The organism is Cytobacillus firmus (assembly GCF_023612095.1).
In the GTDB taxonomy this organism is placed as follows: Bacteria; Bacillota; Bacilli; order Bacillales; family Cytobacillaceae; genus Cytobacillus.
Genome location: NZ_CP086235.1, coordinates 3,556,125 through 3,574,437 on the forward strand (window position 1 = coordinate 3,556,125; position 18,313 = coordinate 3,574,437).

Genomic DNA, 18,313 nt, shown 5'->3' on the forward strand with positions numbered 1-18,313 from the left:
CATCAGCAATCATTTTAATTTATAATATGAAAAAATACATTTCAGGAGGTGATGGGAATGGCCATTGCAGTTGCAATGCCTGATAATGCAGCGTCTCATGCAAAGCCTGATATTGGTGGCGATACTTTGCATGAGGCGGTAATGAATTAAATATTATCGCCCATTCAGCTAAAACCATTTCTGATATCGGCTTTGCACCTTATTCATTTTTTATTATCAAAATAAATAAGGAGCTGGCAGAAATGAGTTATGTAAAAGCTAATGCCGTTTTACCGGAGAATCTGATCGCTGAGATTCAAAAATACGTTCAGGGTGAGGCTATTTATATTCCCAAACCGGAAAAGGACTACCGAAAATGGGGTTCCCGCTCTGGAGCAAGAAAAGCTCTGGATGAAAGGAACCATTCTATAAAAGGCGCCTTTCAGAACGGCAAAACCATCACCCAATTGGCGGAGGAATATTTTCTTTCCGCTGAAACAATCAAAAAAATAGTTTATAAAAAATGAATTTTCCGCACTGAACTTTGTTCAGTGCTTTTTCATATGCCAAGTTCGTTTCCTAATCATTTTATCCATTTACATTTTTATGCCATTCTTATAATGTGAGGTTGATATATAAAGGTGCTGAAAGTATAGGAGTGTGTATAATGGAACCTTTTATAAGGAATGATCAATATAATTTTATTAAATATCAGACGCAAGTGCTAATTAATGGCCATGCATCTGTCAATGATACAGGGGTGCTGAATGCACTGAAATCCCTTTCTGCTGAAAAGGTATTGGGTCTTTTTGCAGAGATGAGTGAGGAACAAAACCAGCTTCTTTCCCCAGTCAGTGATATTAAAGAAAGAGATCAGGCAGATGCCTTCTTAGCGCATATAAAGGAATATGTAATACCCTTTCCGTCTATAACTGAACAATCGATCAAAAAACTGTTTCCCAAGGCAAAAAAACTAAAAATGCCAGCACCTGAAAATATCGATTTCAGGGAAATAAGTTACTTGGGATGGGACGACAAGGGTACAAACAGGAAATACATGATCAGCCTGCTGGATGGCAAGCTGACTGGCATATACGGAACATTTAGACCTCTTGGCAAAAAAGGAATCTGTGCCATCTGCAACAAACTCGAAGAAACAGGCATGTTCTTGACTGAGGTTAAGGGTTCTCAGTTAGGCACCTATACCAAAAGAGGGAATTACATTTGTCGGGACAGCCGCAAGTGCAATGAAAATTTGATTACACTTGAAAAACTGCATGATTTTATTGGAAGGCTGAAAGGCTAGATTGTCATTTCCCCATAATTAAGGCACCGCCGAATTTGGCGGTGTCTTTTTTTCAGCTGAAAATAGTCTTTTCGTTTATTCTTATTAATAAAGGGAATATTACTGTAATAAAAAAAACTATCATATTTTGTCGATTTCGTATAAAATAATTACGTTTGATTGAAGTTTTCCTAAAATATTGGGGGTAAAAAAATGGTTTTTAAGAAAAAGGACAAGTTTAACACGCTGTTAAGCAATATTTCCATGAATCTAAAGGATAGTGCAATTTATTTTGCCGACTATAAGATCAACAATGTCAGTGATTTAAAAACCTTTTCAAAAACGATGAAGGACTATGAAACAAAAGGCGATTCCTATGTCCATGAAGTCATTAAGGAATTAAATAACGCTTTTATTACACCGATCGAAAGAGAAGATATTCTTCACCTCGCCATGAGCATGGATGATGTGCTGGATGGATTTGAGGAATGTGCTGATTTATTTGAAATGTATTCCATGACACAGGCAGATGAATTTATGCTGAAGTTCGTGGATGCGATTAAGAACTGTGCAATTGAAATTGAAAAGTCTGTTGAACTTCTTTCAACTAAGAAATTACTGCAAATAAGAGATCATGCGATCAAAATCAAAGATTACGAATCCAAGTGTGATGGAGTCCGCCGCCAGTCAATCAAGCATCTTTTTGCTACTGAAAAAGATCCTATCCGGATTATTCAGTATAAAGAAATTTATGAAACTCTGGAAGATATTGCTGACAGCTGCCAGAATGTCGCCAACACGCTTGAAACCATCATCATGAAAAATGCTTAAGGGGCGATCACAATGGATGCAGTATTTGTTATTACAATCTTAATTGTCATTGGAGCTCTGGCATTTGATTTTATCAATGGATTTCATGATACGGCAAACGCAATTGCTACCTCTGTCTCCACGAAGGCTCTTAAACCAAGGCATGCCATCCTATTGGCAGCTGTCATGAACTTTGTTGGTGCCATGACATTTACTGGGGTGGCCAAAACCATAACAAAGGATATAGTGGACCCTTTCACTTTGCAAAATGGTTCTCTTGTCATTCTGGCTGCTTTAGTGGCTGCGATATTCTGGAATCTGCTGACTTGGTATTATGGCATCCCAAGCAGCTCTTCCCATGCAATCATAGGCTCAATTGCCGGTGCTGCAATTGCCGCAGCAGGATTTTCAGCTTTAAACTATCAGGGATTTTTAAAAATCCTTCAAGCACTTATTTTTTCGCCGTTAATTGCATTTGCAGCCGGTTTTATTGTTTACAGCATCTTTAAGATTGTTTTCAAAAACAACAACCTGACTAAAACAAACCGGAACTTCAGGCTGTTCCAGATTTTCACAGCAGCTCTGCAATCATATACACATGGAACAAATGACGCACAGAAAGCCATGGGTATTATTACAATGGCACTTATAGCAAACAACTATGTCACTTCAACTGATATACCATTTTGGGTACAGTTTTCCTGTGCATTAGCAATGGGTCTCGGGACTTCCATCGGCGGCTGGAAAATCATTAAGACAGTCGGCGGAAAAATCATGAAGATTCGCCCGATTAATGGAGTGGCTGCTGACTTAACAGGTGCGATGATCATCTTCGGTGCTACATATATTCATTTGCCAGTCAGTACTACTCATGTTATCTCCTCTTCTATCCTGGGTGTAGGTTCTGCCCACAGGCTTAAAGGAGTAAAATGGGGAACTGCACAGAGAATGCTTATCACATGGGTAATCACATTGCCGATATCAGCAACATTAGCGGGTATTGTATACCTTATCCTGAATGCAATTTTTTAATTTTAAAAGGAGCGGGCCTGGCCTGCTCCTTTTTTATTCCCGGTTATTTAAGTATCCTTCTTGTCACATTCCGGATAACCCCAGGCAAAATGTCAAATGTGTAAGGTTTATAGACCCGCTCAGTCCACTTGTGGCCAGCTTTTCCATAAACACCCAGGTTAATTACAGGTATATTCAAATCCCTCATCGCCTTTAATGGGATAGGAAAAAGGCTTTTTAAAGCAGGAAAATTCTTTTTAAGAGATTGAATGTCCTCATCCGAGCCGTCAAAAGATAAAAAGCTTCCATCCGATAAGTAAGGGAAATATTTGCGGACCTTAAATGTCTCGCCTGTTTTCTCAGTCTCTTCAGCAAGCACTTCCTCCAGACAGCTTTTTAAAAAGATGCCTCTTTCTGCAGTCACATCAATCGTGTTGGCAGGAAGAAAGGGTGTTCCATAAAAAAGAATCACTCTGGGTTTTTTCTCAGGGTCTGATTGATGAAGAGCTTCTACAATATCAAAAGCAATCATTCTGGCATCAGTTTCATGAAGCGAGCTCTTTTTCCTTGCTTCTTCCATAACACTTACCGTATCAATGCCCTTTTCTTCAAGATAGACAAGGAATTCATCTAAAGCCGTCACTTCTGTTCCCCAGTCCAGCTGTCTTTCCGGCAGCTTATTGACGGTCCGAAAATCCTTATAGGCACCTTCCAGGCGGTTCTCGACAGCGATGGACGCATCTTCTGCAATCATTTTCAGTTCTTTCGAAAGCTGCTTGAGAGGTTTCTCATAGAAAAAGTAATTGAAGTAAACCCTGCAGCCAACTGCCGTCTGAACGTCATATCGTTTTTTATCATCCCTCATGTATAAACAGCTTGGCGGAAGCACCAGTTCTCCTTCCAGCTTCTCAGTCAGCTGGAAATTCTGGCTGATGCGCGCAGTCAGCTCTGAAGCAATTAATGTAGGGTCAATTCCTGCAAGACTTTCACCGGCGTGGGTCTCCCTTCCGAAAATGGAGAAACAGGGCAAAATCTTGCCTGCTGTACCCGTGTAGATATACTTAGTGGCATCTCCGTCATACAATGGCGAGATAAAATCATTATTTATGGCAGCCATATATTCCAGGCCCATCTTTTCTTTCAGCCTCAGCAATTCGGAAAGCGCTGCTCTGCTTCCTTTATGCTCACCCTCTTCATCAGCGTTGAACATAACCAGCAAATTGCCTTCCAGCTCACCGGGATTTTCCGAAAAATACAGTAGATTGGCGAGATGGACAGCAATTCCGCTCTGCATATCCAATGCCCCTCTTCCAAAAAGCCACTCATTGGACCGGGCATCTTCCTGCACTTCCGGATCAGAGCCGTATTGTTCAAAAAACTCCTGAAGTTTATCGGGGTTATGGGCCATGCCTTGAATAGGACCAAAATCCTGTGTGCCGACCGTGTCCAAATGGGCCAGATATATAATGGTTTTTTTGCTCATCTCCCTCCCCTTGAGGAAGGCAAACACATTCTTGCGGCCCAATTCATCTCCGGGGATTTCCTGGGTCCATACTAAATGATCATTATCCTGAAAAGATGGATACGAACAGATTACTTCCTTTAGAAATTCAGCCTTATGCCCTTCTCCATCTGAATGGTTATAGCTCTCCATCTGCACAAGGGCCTTTGTTAAATATTCGGCCTGCTGACTAAGATTCATGGTTTTAAGATTTGCAAACATTGGCCAACCCCATTTCGTTGTCGTTTGACCTTAGTGTATAAGCATCCACTATCGAGAATCAACACTTTTTTATATCGGGGAAGCAAATAGCAATAGAGATGCTTTTTCATATATATTGGATGAAACAGCCAATATATAGAATAATAATATTAAGGTCTTGAAATTTTCATCAAAAACGAATATTATATTATTTGTGCTTTCTAAACGTTCGTATTTATCAATTACACATATAACCTGAAAGAAGTTATAGTTTATGGGGGACTTTTTATGTTCAAATTAAAAGAAAATCAAACAAACGTAAAGACTGAGGTCTTGGCAGGCATCACCACTTTCTTAACAATGGTTTATATTGTGGTCGTAAACCCTGTCATCCTATCTGATGCAGGTGTACCTTTTGATCAAGTCTTTTCTGCAACCATTATTGCAACTGTCGCAGGTACTCTATGGATGGCACTGTTCGCCAATTATCCGATTGCCATCGCACCGGGAATGGGCCTGAACGCCTATTTTGCTTACTCTGTTGTCGGCACCCACGGAAATATTGATTACATGACTGCATTCTCAGCAGTATTTATTGCTGGTATTATCTTCATTATATTGTCGCTTACCCCTTTCCGGGAAAAGCTGATCATTGCAATACCGGATAATTTAAAGCACGGAATTACTGCCGGAATCGGGTTGTTTATCGCCTTTATCGGCTTGCGCTTAACCGGGCTGATTACAAGCCACCCAACAAACCTTGTGGCGCTCGGAGACTTGCATTCTCCTCAATCCATTCTAGCGCTTGTCGGCCTTGCTGTAACATTAATTCTCATGACGCTCGGGATTAACGGGGCTTTATTTTTCGGCATGATTATCACTGCCCTGATTGCCTTCTTTACAGGACAGCTTTCCTTTGACCAGGGATTTGTTTCACTGCCTTCGCTTCCGGATGGAATCATCATTTTAAATCCATTTGAAGCAATTGGAGATGTTATCCAGCACAGTTTATACGCCGTTGTTTTCTCCTTCCTGCTTGTAACGATTTTTGATACGACTGGAACGATGATCGGCGTTGCCCAGCAGGCCGGATTAATGAAAGGCAAAACGATGCCCAGAGCACGTGAGGCCCTTTTGTCGGATTCCATCGCTACTTCAATCGGTGCCATGTTCGGTACAAGTCCGACTTCCGCATATATTGAATCTTCAACAGGTGTGTCAGTCGGCGGAAGAACTGGATTAACAACTTTAACTGTTGCAGGTTTGTTCCTGCTTTCAGCTTTCTTTGGACCTCTTGTCAGTGCGGTATCAGGTCTTGCTGCTATTACTGCACCTGCCCTGATTATCGTTGGAAGCCTGATGATGGGCAGCATTTCTCATATTAAATGGAATGAACTTGATGAAGCATTCCCTGCATTCCTGATTATCTTAAGCATGCCGCTGACATCCAGCATTGCAACAGGTATTGCACTTGGCTTTATTGCTTATCCGCTTATGAAAGTGGTAAAAGGGAAATGGAGAGAGGTTCATCCCCTTGTATATTTATTTGCAGTATTATTCTTTTACCAGCTTGCGTTCCTGCCACACTAACCGGAAGCACCAAACTGAACCAGATCAAAAGCTTGTCCAATCCGGACAAGCTTTTTTTGTATGGAACCGCTTCTATTTCATCCCTCTCCATTCATATTCTAGAAGTAAAGAATGGACAAGTTAGGGTGATAGGCTTATGTTTGAAAAGCTGCTTGTAACTTTAATAGGAAGTTTATTATTAGGCATTGGCATTAACGGCTTCCTCGTCCCCCACCATTTACTTGACGGGGGCATTATTGGCATAGGGCTGATCCTCCATTATTACTACGAATACCCCACTGGATTGAGTATGATTGTCCTGAGCATTCCATTATATGTACTTGCCTGGTTTTATGAGAAAAAATACTTCTTCTATAGCCTGCATGGCCTTCTGATTTCATCCTTCATTATTGATTTGCTTTCTACTTTGCGAGGGCATTTTGAGCTTTCCATATTGCCCAGCTCCATTTTAGGAGGCTGCCTGGTGGGTTTTGGGATCGGCCTTATGCTTCGTTATGAAACCAGCACAGGGGGCACAGACCTGCTGGCACAGCTGATGACAAAGCTCCTTCCTATTAACATCGGCGCTTTAATATTTGCAATTGATGGATTGGTTATTTTAAGCGGAATAAAAATAGTCGGTATTGAAAAATTCCTGTACTCGTTTATAACCATACTATTTGTGGGCGCCATGACGTCTTTAACGGTTATAAAAAAGACGGTCAAATGAAAAAATCGACAGGTGCCAGGCACCTGTCGATTTTTCTTATGCTTCTGCTTCTATTTTTTCATTCATATCGTTATAAAGGTTTCCATCCATTTCACCTGTGACTCTGCTTGTTAGGATACCAGACGTCATGGACCCGCTGACGTTAAGGGCTGTGCGTCCCATGTCGATTAGCGGTTCAATGGAGATCAGCAAGCCAGCCAGTGCAATAGGCAGGTCAAGGGCAGATAATACCAGGATCGCTGCGAATGTCGCACCGCCGCCGACCCCTGCCACACCAAAGGAGCTGATCGCTACAATGAGAATAAGCGTAAAGATAAATCCAGGAGACAGCGGGTTAATGCCCACAGTCGGAGCAATCATTACAGCCAGCATGGCCGGATAGATTCCCGCACATCCATTTTGGCCGATGGAAAGGCCGAATGATCCTGCAAAGTTGGCAATTCCTTCAGGAACACCGAGTGACTTTTGCGTTTTAATATTCAAAGGCAATGCACCGGCACTTGTTCTGGATGTAAAAGCAAAGGTCAATACCGGAAATGCTTTTTTCAAGTATGTGATTGGGTTTAATCCGCTTAATGTTAAAAGCAGCAGGTGAATCAGGAACATAATGGCAAGTGCCACATAAGAAGCAATAACAAACTTACCTAAATTCAAAATGGAGTCAAAGTCACTCATGGCGACTGTTTTCGTCATAATTGCCAAAACTCCATATGGTGTTAAACGCAAAATTAATGTTACAACTCGCATGATGATTGCATAGAAAGCATCCACAATTTTTGCAAAAAGTTCAGCCTGCTCTGGAGATTTCCTTCTCACACCAAGATAAGCAATCCCTAAAAAGGCTGCAAAGATAACGACTGAAATCGTTGATGTTGGTCTTGCCCCTGTAAAATCAAGGAATGGGTTGGCCGGAAGCAAATCAAGCATTTGCTGCGGGAACGTTCTTCCTTCAATGCCCTGATACGTTTCTTCAAGCTGTTGCCCGCGGGCAGTCTCAGCATCGCCTCCGCTGATTTGGACAGCCTCCAGATCAAAACCGACAGCTGTTGCAATTCCGACAGCAGCAGCAACTGCAGTGGTACCTACAAGCAGTCCAAGGATAAGGACACTTATTTTTCCAATATTATTGGTTAATTTAAGCTTAGTAAAAGCTCCTAAAATTGAAATGAAGACAAGCGGCATGACAATCATTTGGAGGAACTTCACATAACCTCCGCCAACTAAATTAAACCAGTCTGCAGATTTGGCAATAACCTCAGCACCAGGTCCATATATCATCTGAAGTGCAAAGCCAAACAGGATCCCTAAACCAAGCGCTGTAAACACACGCTTTGAGAATGAGATATGCTTCTTTTGCATAAAGAATAATGCGCCTAAAAGCAGAAGCATTACAATAATATTTAAAACTAAAAGTCCTGTACTCATCGGACTGAATCCTCCCCAAAAGATGTTATTATAATGACTTACTATAATACATGTATTCCTATGAGTCAAGTCGGAATTAAAATTTAAATTTTCTTATTATATATTCTACTTCGCTGCCGAATGTTCTTGGTTTTCTTTATACTTGTGCCTAAAACCATTGAAAAACCCGACATTGTAAAAGTGCCGGGTCCAGATAAATAATTCTTGTCCTAATTATTTTTCCGGGAAAGTGCCTTTGTCTTTTCAAAGCATTGTTCCATAGCACTCATGACCGCTGAACGGAACCCTTTTCTCTCCAGTTCGGCAACGGCTTCTATTGTTGCACCTCCCGGAGTACAAACTTCATCTTTCAATTCCGCAGGATGCTTGCCTGTTTCCAGCACCATTCTGGCTGCCCCCAAAATAGCCTGTGCTGCAAGCTCGTAAGACTGATCACGAGGCAGTCCGGCTTTTACACCGCCATCTGCCAATGCTTCAATGAACATATAGGCATAAGCGGGCGAAGAACCGCTAATAGCGGGAATTGCGTCCATCATCTTTTCTTCCATAACCGCTGCTCTCCCAATACATGAAAATATTTTGATTACATCTTCCATCTCCTCAGGAGAAAGTGATTCATTCACTGAAAGTACGCTCATTCCTTCTCCCACCAATGATGGAGTATTAGGCATGGAACGGACTGCTTTAATCTTTCTGCCAAATGACTTTTCCAGGAAAGAAAGACTTATGCCTGCCGCAATCGTTATGATAATGGCATGTGATTGAATGCAATCTTTAATTTCGTCAATAACCGCAGCATGAGCATCAGGCTTAATAGCCAGAAACAATATATCCGCTTCCTCCGCTGCCTCACTATTCGAATAGCGTGTTTGTATATCCCACCTGTTTTTAACGTCAACAAGCGTTTTCTCCGTTTTCGCTGAAGCTATAATCTGCCTTGCATTCACCAGATCAGATTTTAATATACCCCCGATTATCGCCTGAGCCATTTTTCCGCATCCGATAAAACCGATATTTTTATTCATTAAGCACACATCCTGTCTTATAATCCTTTTGCTATTATACTGCACGTATGGTTATGAAAAAATAGCACAGGGTAAAAACATAAGACAGAACCTTATAAAATACTATTGGAGAGATTGAATATGAAGGAAATAACACAATATGCTCCTCTTCCAGAAAGCTTTTACCAGCAGCCAACGCTTCAGTTGGCTGAAGCTCTTCTAGGCTGCTTATTGATCAAAGAAACTGAAGAAGGAATTGCCTCAGGCTATATTGTCGAGACGGAAGCTTATATGGGCCCTGAGGATAGAGCAGCACACAGTTTCGGGAACAGGAGAACAAAAAGGACCGAGATCATGTTCAATGAACCCGGTTTTGTCTACACTTATGTGATGCATACCCATTGCCTGGTTAATGTTGTGAGCGGTCCAAAGGAAAAGCCGGAAGCTGTATTGATCAGAGGGATAGAACCTCTCGACGGACTTGAGTTAATGAAGAAAAGACGTAAGATGGAAGGTCTTAAAAACCTCACTAATGGGCCAGGTAAATTAACTAAAGCTCTCGATATAACAATAGATGATTATGGCCGCCATTTTACCAGCCCTCCCCTTATGATTGCAAAAGGAATTCCTCCCGGGGAAATCAAACGGGGTACACGAATCGGCATTGATAATTCCGGGGAAGCACGGGATTATCCGTGGAGGTTCTGGATGGCTGGCAGTCCTTATGTTTCACGGAACAGAAAATAACAGCCATATAAAAAAACGACCGGAAAAACCCCTTCTGATGGGACTTTCCGGTTATTTATTTGTCTTAACCTGCTTAGTTTTTTTATTTTTTCTTAAATTGGATAGGATAGGAGTAACTGTGCGTTCCGGGAAGAGGTGAATGAAATGAATGCTCTTTATGCTTTTTTGTGGATTTTTGCTCTATGGAAGTGGGGTGACTGGAGAAATTGGAAAACGTATTATCCCACACTGCTTTTTTACATATTAGGGGACTTTTTATATTTATATCTTCTCTCAGACTTTTATCCGATGTGGACTTATGCCCCGCAGGGAATCGATGAGAAAGTGAATTTAACAAACACCCATATCAGCTTTTCCATTATGGCTGTTAAGTATCCGGCAACCATTTTGATCTATTTATACAGATTCCCTGCAGGCAAGCTTATTAAGAAACTGCTTTATATCTCAGGCTGGGTCCTTCTCTATACGGTTAATGAGATTGTTGACATTAAATTCAACTTGATAAAGTACAATAATGGCTGGAATTTAAAATGGTCGATTCTTTTTAATGCTGTTATGTTTACCATCCTCTGGGTGCACCACAAGCGGCCAGCTGCAGCATGGGGGCTGTCCATTCTTTTCATCCTCTTCCTATGGAAGCAGTTTGATGTGCCATCAACTGTTTTTAGATAAATGTCTAATATCATTACAATTTGTCGATAAAAAAACAAGCTATTTTACTGGACTTTTTTTATTAAAGCGTTTATTTTACTATAAAAAGGCAATATTCTATGTATAAGTTTCAATAAATTGGAATGGGATGGTGTTACGATGGCAAACAAGAAAAATGTTAAATCTCCCGGCAAAGATCTGAATATTGGTGCGAATGTTTCATTAAACGGCCTGGTAACAGCTGTTTTTGATAATATGGTCCATGTCCAGATTGGCGCTAAGATAGTAACAGTTCATGTTAAAGACCTGTATTCCGGATTAAATAATCCTTTATTTAATAAACAGCAGGCTTAGTATCCACCATCTCTAAACATACATCAGGAGGGGCAGCTCAAAGGCTTGCCCCTTCTGTTTTTCAGACCGGCTGTACCTGTTTATACTTCCCTGCCGTGACTGCATAATCTCCAAGCACTTGATAAGCCTTCTTATCGGCTAATGACACAGCTTCTGCAGCTCCCTTAACGAACACGGCCTGTTCTGACACTTTGCTGACGATTTCAACTCCCTCAGGGAATTCATATCCTTCAGCATTATTACCCAGTATAACCCAGAGCTCCTGTTCAGGGACCTTCTCTTCCACCGCAGCTTCCTCATATGCTGAAGGGAAATCGGATTTGCCCACATGAATTAAATCTTCAATAATCGCACTCGCTGTCGGGAACATGCCTGCTCCAGGCCCCTGCAGACTGATATTCCCGACAATATCGGCATCGATTGAAACGGCATTCTGCACGCCTTCTACTCTGTATAGAGGATGGGATTCTCCTGTCAGGACCGGCTTTACTGTACAGCGGACAAAATCTTTTTCCTTCTGGATTGATGCTATATGTTTGAACTTCAGCCCCAGAGAATCAGCCAACCGGATTTGTTCAATCGTAATATCAGTAATGCCTTCTCTTACAGAGTACTTCTGTTCCGGCGCTTTCCCGAATACAAGCTCGCTTAAAACAACTGCTTTGTAAAACGCGTCATAACCTTCAATATCGTTTTTAGGATCGGCTTCTGCATAGCCTTTTTCCTGAGCGATTTTCAATGCTTCGTCAAATGATAAGTTTTCCTCACGCATACTTGTCAAAATGAAATTGGATGTGCCATTTAAAATTCCTTCAATCCGTTCGATCCTGTTGGCATTCAGCAGCTGTTTGATGGTCTGAATGATGGGGATTCCGCCGCCGACTGTTGCTTCAAATCCCAGTGATACATTCTTTTCTTTTGCCAGCCTCGCAAGCTCACTTCCATGAAATGCAAACATCTCTTTATTCGCTGTAATGACGTGGCATCCTCTCGATATGGCCTGGCGCAGATACGTATAGCCCGGCTCCCTGCCAACAATGGCATCAATGACGACATCAAGCTTTGGAAGCTCAATAATGTCCTGAAAGTCATCCGTTAGCAGCACATCATCATCAGGCAAAGAATGTTTATTCACATTTTTGACCAGGATAGCGGAAACCTTCACTTCTTTCCCGAGTATCGCCTGAAGCCTTCCCTGATGCTTTCTGATTATTTCATATACTCCTTTTCCAACAGTTCCATACCCCAATAGCCCGATGGTTATCGCTGACATTATTTATTCCCCCTTACGAAAATAGCCAAATTTAAAGCGTGGATTCCAATCAAAACAAAAAACCCCTTCCGTCCATTACAGACAAGAAGGGGTTTGAATTAATATTCCGTTCATTCCGCCTTCTTATCTTCGGAAATTGTATTCCTCTGAATTTGGCACCGTGCATAAATGCTGGTTGCCGAGGCTTCATAGGGTCAGTCCCTCCGCCTCTCTTGATAAGAAGTTTCTAAGTATTCAATTTATATGAATCATAAACATTTATCAGGATTGCGTCAACCTTTTTTGAAAAATATTTTCTTCAGACGTTTTCACTTTCATTGAAATCTTCTGTTATGATCTCAAGAAAATGCTTAAGAATTCTGGCAGTCAGCCCCCAGATGACCTTGTCCTGGAAATAGTAAAATACCTCTTCCGCTCTCCTTGTCTGCCAATTGTAATTTTCACCTCCGGCGATTAAGTCAAAAGGAAAATTTTCTTCAGGCTCAACTTTAAAATTTACGTGAAATGTTTCAGGTTGTACTTTTTTCAGAAATGAAAGGGGGACGGTAAAAACCTCTTCTACTTCATCAGGGTTCGGCACAATCTTGTCCGGGTTTTGGATGATGCCTGCATAAGGGTAAATAATTTGACCGAAGGAGATCATGTAATCCAGCGGGGAAACATTTGTGATGCTGTCTTCGCCCACACCGAGTTCCTCAGAGGTTTCACGGATGGCTGTATGTTCTTCATCCCTATCTTCCGGATCTATCCTTCCTCCGGGGAAACATACCTCCCCAGGCTGCCTTCTCATTCTTAGTGAACGCACTTCAAATAGGACATGTACCTCATTATTGATTTCAACCAGCGGAAGCAAAATAGCGAACTTCGAAAATCGCTCACTCCCCAAAATGATGGGGGTTCTGTTCCATAACCTTTTAGCCAGTTTCTCAATCTCCATATCTGCCCACCTCCAGCAGCAATTCAGTTATTATATCTTTATCATACTGTATTCTATGCGTTTTATTAATTTATACGGCTTGTGCCATATAATGATTCAGGACTATAGGCTATTGCATCCAGCCCTTCAAAAGTAAAAGAACGTTTTTCCGCCAGTAATTCAGGGAAATAAAAATATATCATACTACACTGGGAGTGAAAATATGAAGAAGAATATATTAATAGGCGGATACGATACTCAGCAAGAGCTTAAAGAAGCCATTGAAGGTGCAGGGTCAAATGGATATCAGAAGGAAAATCTTGTGATCGTCTCAAAGGATGGCGCAAATCTTGAAAGCTTTGCAGACAATTACGGAGTGAACTTGCGAATAGTCGGTTCCCAGGAGCTGGGCAATCAGCGTTTTCTTGATTCTGTTAAAGCTCTTTTCATGGGGGAAGATCCGGCCACAAGTTCAGGGATTGATCCCGATAAAAAAGATGGTACACGATTTGATGAACATGACCTGGATCGATACGCAAGCATGGTTTTTGATGGAAAATATGTCTTAATCGCTGACTATTATGGGAAATATCCAAACTCCACGCAGGACAATCAGAGAATCACTGCCGAAAACTCTGAAGGATATATGGAGAGTGCTTCAGCCCGGGAGGTTGTCCATGAATCGGATATCAAAACACTGGCAGATAAATCCGCTGATACATGCTGTGTCAACGAGAATCCCAGCCGTGTTCAGCATTCACATACTTCAGCAGAGATGAAAACCAATGAAGTAAATCGGGAAGAAATGCTTACAAAAGACAGACTTAACTAGCATCAGCCCCCTGAAAATGGGGGCTTTTTGCTGAAACGAAAAAGAGAGGTTTCCCTCTCTTATGCATATTTCTTCTTATCCTCTTCCTGTTTGAAAAAGCTTTTCATCGCATGGAATACATCTGCTTTTTGCTTAAGAATATAATATCGGAAATCATCATTTTTGATATTTTTATAGGCGGACATCAGAGTCGAGTGGCGGTTGTACTGGTTGACCTCACCGTATCCAAACATATTGGACACTTTCATCAGGTCTTCTACCAGCTTCACACAGCGGGCATTATCAGAGGTCAGGTTATCACCGTCTGAGAAGTGGAAAGGATAAATATTAAATTTGCGCGGATCGTACTTGGCATCTATCAACTCAAGCGCTTTTCGGTAGGCAGATGAACAAATCGTTCCACCGCTTTCTCCTTTTGAGAAAAAGTCCTCTTCTGAAACCACTTTTGCTTCTGTATGGTGGGCAATAAATTCAATTTCCACTGTTTCATATTTGGTTCTCAGGAACCGCGTCATCCAGAAGAAAAAGCTTCTGGCCATATACTTTTCCCAGATCCCCATTGATCCGCTAGTATCCATCATCGCAAGCACGACAGCCTTTGAATCGGGCTTTATTATTTCATTCCAGGTCTTAAACTTTAAATCTTCCTTATAAATCGGATGGAACGCTGCCTTTCCCTTCATTGCGTTGCGCTTGAATGCCGACATCATGGTCCTTTTCTTATCAATATTGCCCATTAATCCTGTCTTTCTGATGTCATTAAATTCAATATCCTCTATCACATTTTCATCCTGTTCTTTTCTCTTTAAATTAGGCAATTCCAATTGTTTAAATAAAGCTTCTTCAATTTCCATGAGTGATACTTCTGCTTCAAAATAATCCTCGCCTGCCTGGTCGCCTGCTCCTTGCCCCTTTCCGGGTCCTTTCTTGCTGCCGGATCCGTCACGGGCCACTACATCTCCAATCTGGCTATCTCCATCGCCTTGGCCGACATGTTTGTTTTTATCATAGTTATAACGGATTTTGTATTCATCCAACGAGCGAATCGGAATCTTTACTACTTCCCGCCCATTCGACATTACAATGTTTTCTTCCGTTATTAAATCAGGCAAATTGTTGCGGATTGCTTCCTGGACTTTATCCTGATGACGCTGCTGGTCATCATAGCCTTTGCGATGGAGGGACCAATCTTCTTGGGAAATCACAAACTGATGGTTATTGACATTCGTCATGTTAACCCCTCCTTTTAAATTAAATTTCACACATTACAGCTTTCCAACATACAATATCGCGAGTGTCAAAAAAAGATGAAACATCCCCATTTCAGCAGTCTGCCTTCATTTCATAGACTCATTTCCCGGCAGTGATTTTGATATTAATGCACCAATACAAAGAAATGTTTATTACTCTATCATATGCGGGAAGACAAAATAATTTACAAATAATTTTGACAATAAGACATTCGAAGCATCTTTTGGACAAGCCCATTTTTTATACAAAAATAAACCTCCGCGTTTAGCGAAGGTTCTTGTCTTTGTTTTTATTTTGAATGGGGTCCGGATATTTATCGTAATCCTCTTTTAATTCTTTATTGGTCCGGAGATTTTCCATCTGCTTGCCCAGGTTTTCCATTTCCTCAATATTTTCCGCCATTGAGCTGTTTCTCGGTGTATAATCCTTATCTAATTCTTTCTTTTTCATGAATATCACCTCTGCTGTATTTATACCCCTAATTGGGCCAATCTAAACTTTTATAATGGTTCTGAAGCATAAATATGGCCAAGTGTAAATAGGATTATACAAAAGGGGGGGATTTTATGAGCGAAATCCTTTGCTGCAGCTGGTGCGGTGAATTATCGATATTTGAGCGGACCGTTTACCTTGAAAATAAGCCAGTCTGTCCGGAATGCCAGAAAAAGAAGAAAGAACCCGCATTAAAAATAGACAAAAATTGATAAGAGGCTTTTCGAAGCCTCTTTTTTATATTTATTAAATCTATTAATTACATACTAAAAAATAAGCCTGGCAGCAATACTGCCAGGCTCATCATTTATCGATTCAGCAGGCTTCCCACATAACGGAGCAGTTCGTTTGCAGATGTAGAGTTATAGCCATGTTCGTCGATTAGACGTGCTACTACCTCATTCACCTTCTTCAGCTGCTGCTCATCCGGCGTTTTGGAAGATGTTGTGATTTTCACGACATCCTTCAGGTCAGCGAAGAGTTTCTTCTGAATTGCTTCACGAAGGCGGTCATGTGAATTATAATCAAAGCGCTTGCCTTTTCTGGCATAAGCGGAGATGCGGATGAGAATTTCCTCCCTGAATGCTTTCTTCGCATTCTCGGAGATGCCGATTTGCTCTTCGATTGAGCGCATCAGCTTTTCATCCGGACTGATTTCCTCACCGGTTAATGGGTCGCGCAGCTTCGCTTTATTGCAATATGCTTCAACATTATCAAGATAGTTCTCCATAAGCGTTTTCGCAGATTCTTCATAGGAGTAAACAAATGCTTTTTGGACTTCTTTCTTGGCGATATCATCATACTCTTTGCGGGCCAGAGAAATAAAATTCAAGTATCTTTCCTTAAGCTCTGGAGTAATGGATGGATGCTGATCCAATCCTTCTTTAAGCGATCGCAGCACATCCAGCGCATTAATGCTTGTGATATTTTTGCGGATAATTGTCGAAGAGATCCTGTTGATGACATAACGCGGGTCAATGCCGCTCATGCCCTCATCTGCATGCTCTTTTTTCAATTCTTCCACATCTGCCCTGTTATAGCCTTCAACGCTCTCTCCATCATACAAACGCATTTTCTTAACTAAATCAATATCGCCTTTTTTCGGATCCTTCATGCGGGTTAAAATCGTAAACATCGCTGCCACTCTTAAAGTATGCGGTGCAATGTGCACATTGGAAACATCGCTTTCACGGATCATTTTATCGTAAATCTTCTCTTCCTCTGAAACCTTTAAATTATATGGGATTGGCATAACGATTATCCTGGAATGCAAAGCTTCATTCTTTTTATTGGAAATGAATGACCGATACTCTGTTTCATTCGTGTGAGCGACAATTAGCTCATCTGCCGATATCAGGGCGAAGCGTCCGGCTTTAAAGTTGCCTTCCTGAGTCAGGGACAATAAATGCCATAAAAACTTCTCATCACACTTCAGCATTTCCTGGAATTCCATCATACCCCGGTTTGCTTTATTCAGTTCCCCGTCGAAACGATAGGCACGAGGATCGGATTCTGAACCATATTCAGCAATAGTTGAAAAGTCAATGCTTCCAGTCAGATCAGCAATATCCTGGGATTTGGGATCTGAAGGGCTGAAGGTTCCAATCCCCACCCTGCGGTCTTCTGAGAAAATAATTCGTTCAATTATAACATCTTCTATGCGGCCGCCATACTCCTGTTCGAGACGCATACTATTCAGTGGCGACAGGTTTCCTTCAATTCTTATTCCATACTCATCATAAAAGTCCTTGCGGAGGTGATGCGGAATTAAATGAAGCGGATCTTCATGCATTGGGCAGCCCTTAATAGCATAGACTGCGCCCCTTTCAGCGTGGGAATATTGCTCCAAACCTCTCTTTAGCATTGTCACTAAGGTTGATTTACCGCCGCTGACCGGACCCATTAACAAAAGGATCCTTTTACGGACATCAAGGCGTTTTGCAGCAGGGTGAAAATACTCTTCTACAAGCCTTTCCAATGCTTCTTCTAATCCGAAGAGCTGATTGCTGAAAAATTGGTATCGTTTTTGCCCTTTCACTTCTTCGACACCGGCATCCTTAATCATATTATATACCCGTGAATGTGCTGACTGGGCAACCCATGGCTTCTCTTTGACAATTTCTAAATACTCTCCAAAAGTCCCTTCCCATTTAAGCTTTTCTTCCTCGTGTCTGTACATCTCAATTTTTTTTAGAATATCCATAAGGACCTCCCCCTGTCGCATTATCAGAGACGATTAATATACTCTATGCGCACCGGCAATCGAACATGCGTAAACTATG

19 protein-coding genes and 1 riboswitch are annotated in these 18,313 nt (G+C 41.4%); of the genes, 11 read left to right on the forward strand and 8 right to left on the reverse strand.

Going from position 1 to position 18,313, the window contains the following annotated elements:
* Nucleotides 1-242 precede the first annotated feature (242 nt).
* From LLY41_RS17890 to LLY41_RS17905, 4 genes are all read left to right on the forward strand, one after another.
* The gene (locus LLY41_RS17890) at nucleotides 243-506 is read left to right on the forward strand and encodes a CD3324 family protein (RefSeq protein WP_076262708.1); all 264 of its coding nucleotides are present in this window, start codon (nucleotides 243-245) and stop codon (nucleotides 504-506) included.
* 140 nt (nucleotides 507-646) lie between these two features.
* Entirely contained in the window at nucleotides 647-1,285 is a 639-nt protein-coding gene (locus LLY41_RS17895) for a FusB/FusC family EF-G-binding protein (RefSeq protein WP_095243695.1), read from the forward strand.
* Between the two features lie 192 nt (nucleotides 1,286-1,477).
* Nucleotides 1,478-2,095: a DUF47 domain-containing protein gene (locus LLY41_RS17900; RefSeq protein WP_048011739.1), complete on the forward strand. Its 618-nt coding sequence runs from the start codon at nucleotides 1,478-1,480 to the stop codon at nucleotides 2,093-2,095.
* A gap of 12 nt (nucleotides 2,096-2,107) precedes the next feature.
* Entirely contained in the window at nucleotides 2,108-3,106 is a 999-nt protein-coding gene (locus LLY41_RS17905) for an inorganic phosphate transporter (protein WP_095243694.1), read from the forward strand.
* Nucleotides 3,107-3,149: 43 nt separating this feature from the next.
* Here the strand turns inward: LLY41_RS17905 and LLY41_RS17910 are convergent, their stop codons facing one another.
* Nucleotides 3,150-4,808: a M20 family metallopeptidase gene (locus LLY41_RS17910; RefSeq protein WP_304586011.1), complete on the reverse strand. Its 1,659-nt coding sequence runs from the start codon at nucleotides 4,806-4,808 to the stop codon at nucleotides 3,150-3,152.
* A 267-nt stretch (nucleotides 4,809-5,075) separates the two neighbouring features.
* Between LLY41_RS17910 and LLY41_RS17915 the strand changes: the two genes are divergently transcribed.
* Nucleotides 5,076-6,377: an NCS2 family permease gene (locus LLY41_RS17915; RefSeq protein WP_304586013.1), complete on the forward strand. Its 1,302-nt coding sequence runs from the start codon at nucleotides 5,076-5,078 to the stop codon at nucleotides 6,375-6,377.
* Nucleotides 6,378-6,513: 136 nt separating this feature from the next.
* Nucleotides 6,514-7,086 carry a YitT family protein gene (locus tag LLY41_RS17920; RefSeq protein WP_304586015.1) on the forward strand — a complete coding sequence of 191 codons (573 nt, stop codon included), beginning with the start codon at nucleotides 6,514-6,516 and terminating at the stop codon, nucleotides 7,084-7,086.
* 36 nt (nucleotides 7,087-7,122) lie between these two features.
* Here the strand turns inward: LLY41_RS17920 and LLY41_RS17925 are convergent, their stop codons facing one another.
* Together LLY41_RS17925 and proC are read right to left on the reverse strand one after the other, a co-directional pair.
* A complete protein-coding gene (locus LLY41_RS17925; protein ID WP_304586016.1) occupies nucleotides 7,123-8,511 on the reverse strand; it encodes an L-cystine transporter in 1,389 nt (462 codons plus the stop codon).
* Nucleotides 8,512-8,720: 209 nt separating this feature from the next.
* Complete coding sequence (gene proC / locus LLY41_RS17930; protein WP_304586017.1) at nucleotides 8,721-9,536, reverse strand: pyrroline-5-carboxylate reductase; 816 nt, start codon at nucleotides 9,534-9,536, stop codon at nucleotides 8,721-8,723.
* A gap of 120 nt (nucleotides 9,537-9,656) precedes the next feature.
* Between proC and LLY41_RS17935 the strand changes: the two genes are divergently transcribed.
* The 3 genes from LLY41_RS17935 (at nucleotide 9,657) to LLY41_RS17945 (ending at nucleotide 11,267) form a co-directional block, all read left to right on the forward strand.
* Nucleotides 9,657-10,262 carry a DNA-3-methyladenine glycosylase gene (locus LLY41_RS17935; RefSeq protein WP_095243686.1) on the forward strand — a complete coding sequence of 202 codons (606 nt, stop codon included), beginning with the start codon at nucleotides 9,657-9,659 and terminating at the stop codon, nucleotides 10,260-10,262.
* A 144-nt stretch (nucleotides 10,263-10,406) separates the two neighbouring features.
* A complete protein-coding gene (locus LLY41_RS17940) occupies nucleotides 10,407-10,934 on the forward strand; it encodes a CBO0543 family protein (protein ID WP_095243684.1) in 528 nt (175 codons plus the stop codon).
* Between the two features lie 138 nt (nucleotides 10,935-11,072).
* On the forward strand, nucleotides 11,073-11,267 hold the full coding sequence (locus LLY41_RS17945) for a hypothetical protein (RefSeq protein ID WP_035326689.1): 195 nt from the start codon (nucleotides 11,073-11,075) through the stop codon (nucleotides 11,265-11,267).
* Nucleotides 11,268-11,328: 61 nt separating this feature from the next.
* On the opposite strand, the gene LLY41_RS17950 is transcribed toward LLY41_RS17945, so the two are convergent.
* Together LLY41_RS17950 and LLY41_RS17955 are read right to left on the reverse strand one after the other, a co-directional pair.
* Nucleotides 11,329-12,540, reverse strand: a complete 1,212-nt coding sequence (locus LLY41_RS17950; protein ID WP_095243683.1) for a homoserine dehydrogenase — start codon at nucleotides 12,538-12,540, stop codon at nucleotides 11,329-11,331.
* A gap of 120 nt (nucleotides 12,541-12,660) precedes the next feature.
* A riboswitch (SAM riboswitch) is annotated at nucleotides 12,661-12,762 on the reverse strand.
* A 76-nt stretch (nucleotides 12,763-12,838) separates the two neighbouring features.
* Nucleotides 12,839-13,477 (reverse strand): NUDIX hydrolase, encoded by a 639-nt coding sequence (locus tag LLY41_RS17955; protein WP_095243682.1) that lies wholly within the window; start codon nucleotides 13,475-13,477, stop codon nucleotides 12,839-12,841.
* Nucleotides 13,478-13,679: 202 nt separating this feature from the next.
* Between LLY41_RS17955 and LLY41_RS17960 the strand changes: the two genes are divergently transcribed.
* On the forward strand, nucleotides 13,680-14,288 hold the full coding sequence (locus LLY41_RS17960) for a general stress protein (RefSeq protein ID WP_304586018.1): 609 nt from the start codon (nucleotides 13,680-13,682) through the stop codon (nucleotides 14,286-14,288).
* Nucleotides 14,289-14,347: 59 nt separating this feature from the next.
* On the opposite strand, the gene yhbH is transcribed toward LLY41_RS17960, so the two are convergent.
* Nucleotides 14,348-15,520 carry a sporulation protein YhbH gene (gene yhbH, locus LLY41_RS17965; protein ID WP_304586019.1) on the reverse strand — a complete coding sequence of 391 codons (1,173 nt, stop codon included), beginning with the start codon at nucleotides 15,518-15,520 and terminating at the stop codon, nucleotides 14,348-14,350.
* A 283-nt stretch (nucleotides 15,521-15,803) separates the two neighbouring features.
* Nucleotides 15,804-15,989 (reverse strand): hypothetical protein, encoded by a 186-nt coding sequence (locus tag LLY41_RS17970; protein ID WP_035326683.1) that lies wholly within the window; start codon nucleotides 15,987-15,989, stop codon nucleotides 15,804-15,806.
* A gap of 116 nt (nucleotides 15,990-16,105) precedes the next feature.
* Between LLY41_RS17970 and LLY41_RS17975 the strand changes: the two genes are divergently transcribed.
* On the forward strand, nucleotides 16,106-16,243 hold the full coding sequence (locus tag LLY41_RS17975; RefSeq protein ID WP_179288974.1) for a hypothetical protein: 138 nt from the start codon (nucleotides 16,106-16,108) through the stop codon (nucleotides 16,241-16,243).
* Nucleotides 16,244-16,338: 95 nt separating this feature from the next.
* On the opposite strand, the gene LLY41_RS17980 is transcribed toward LLY41_RS17975, so the two are convergent.
* Nucleotides 16,339-18,234, reverse strand: a complete 1,896-nt coding sequence (locus LLY41_RS17980) for a PrkA family serine protein kinase (RefSeq protein WP_095243679.1) — start codon at nucleotides 18,232-18,234, stop codon at nucleotides 16,339-16,341.
* Between the last annotated feature and the right edge of the window lie 79 nt (nucleotides 18,235-18,313).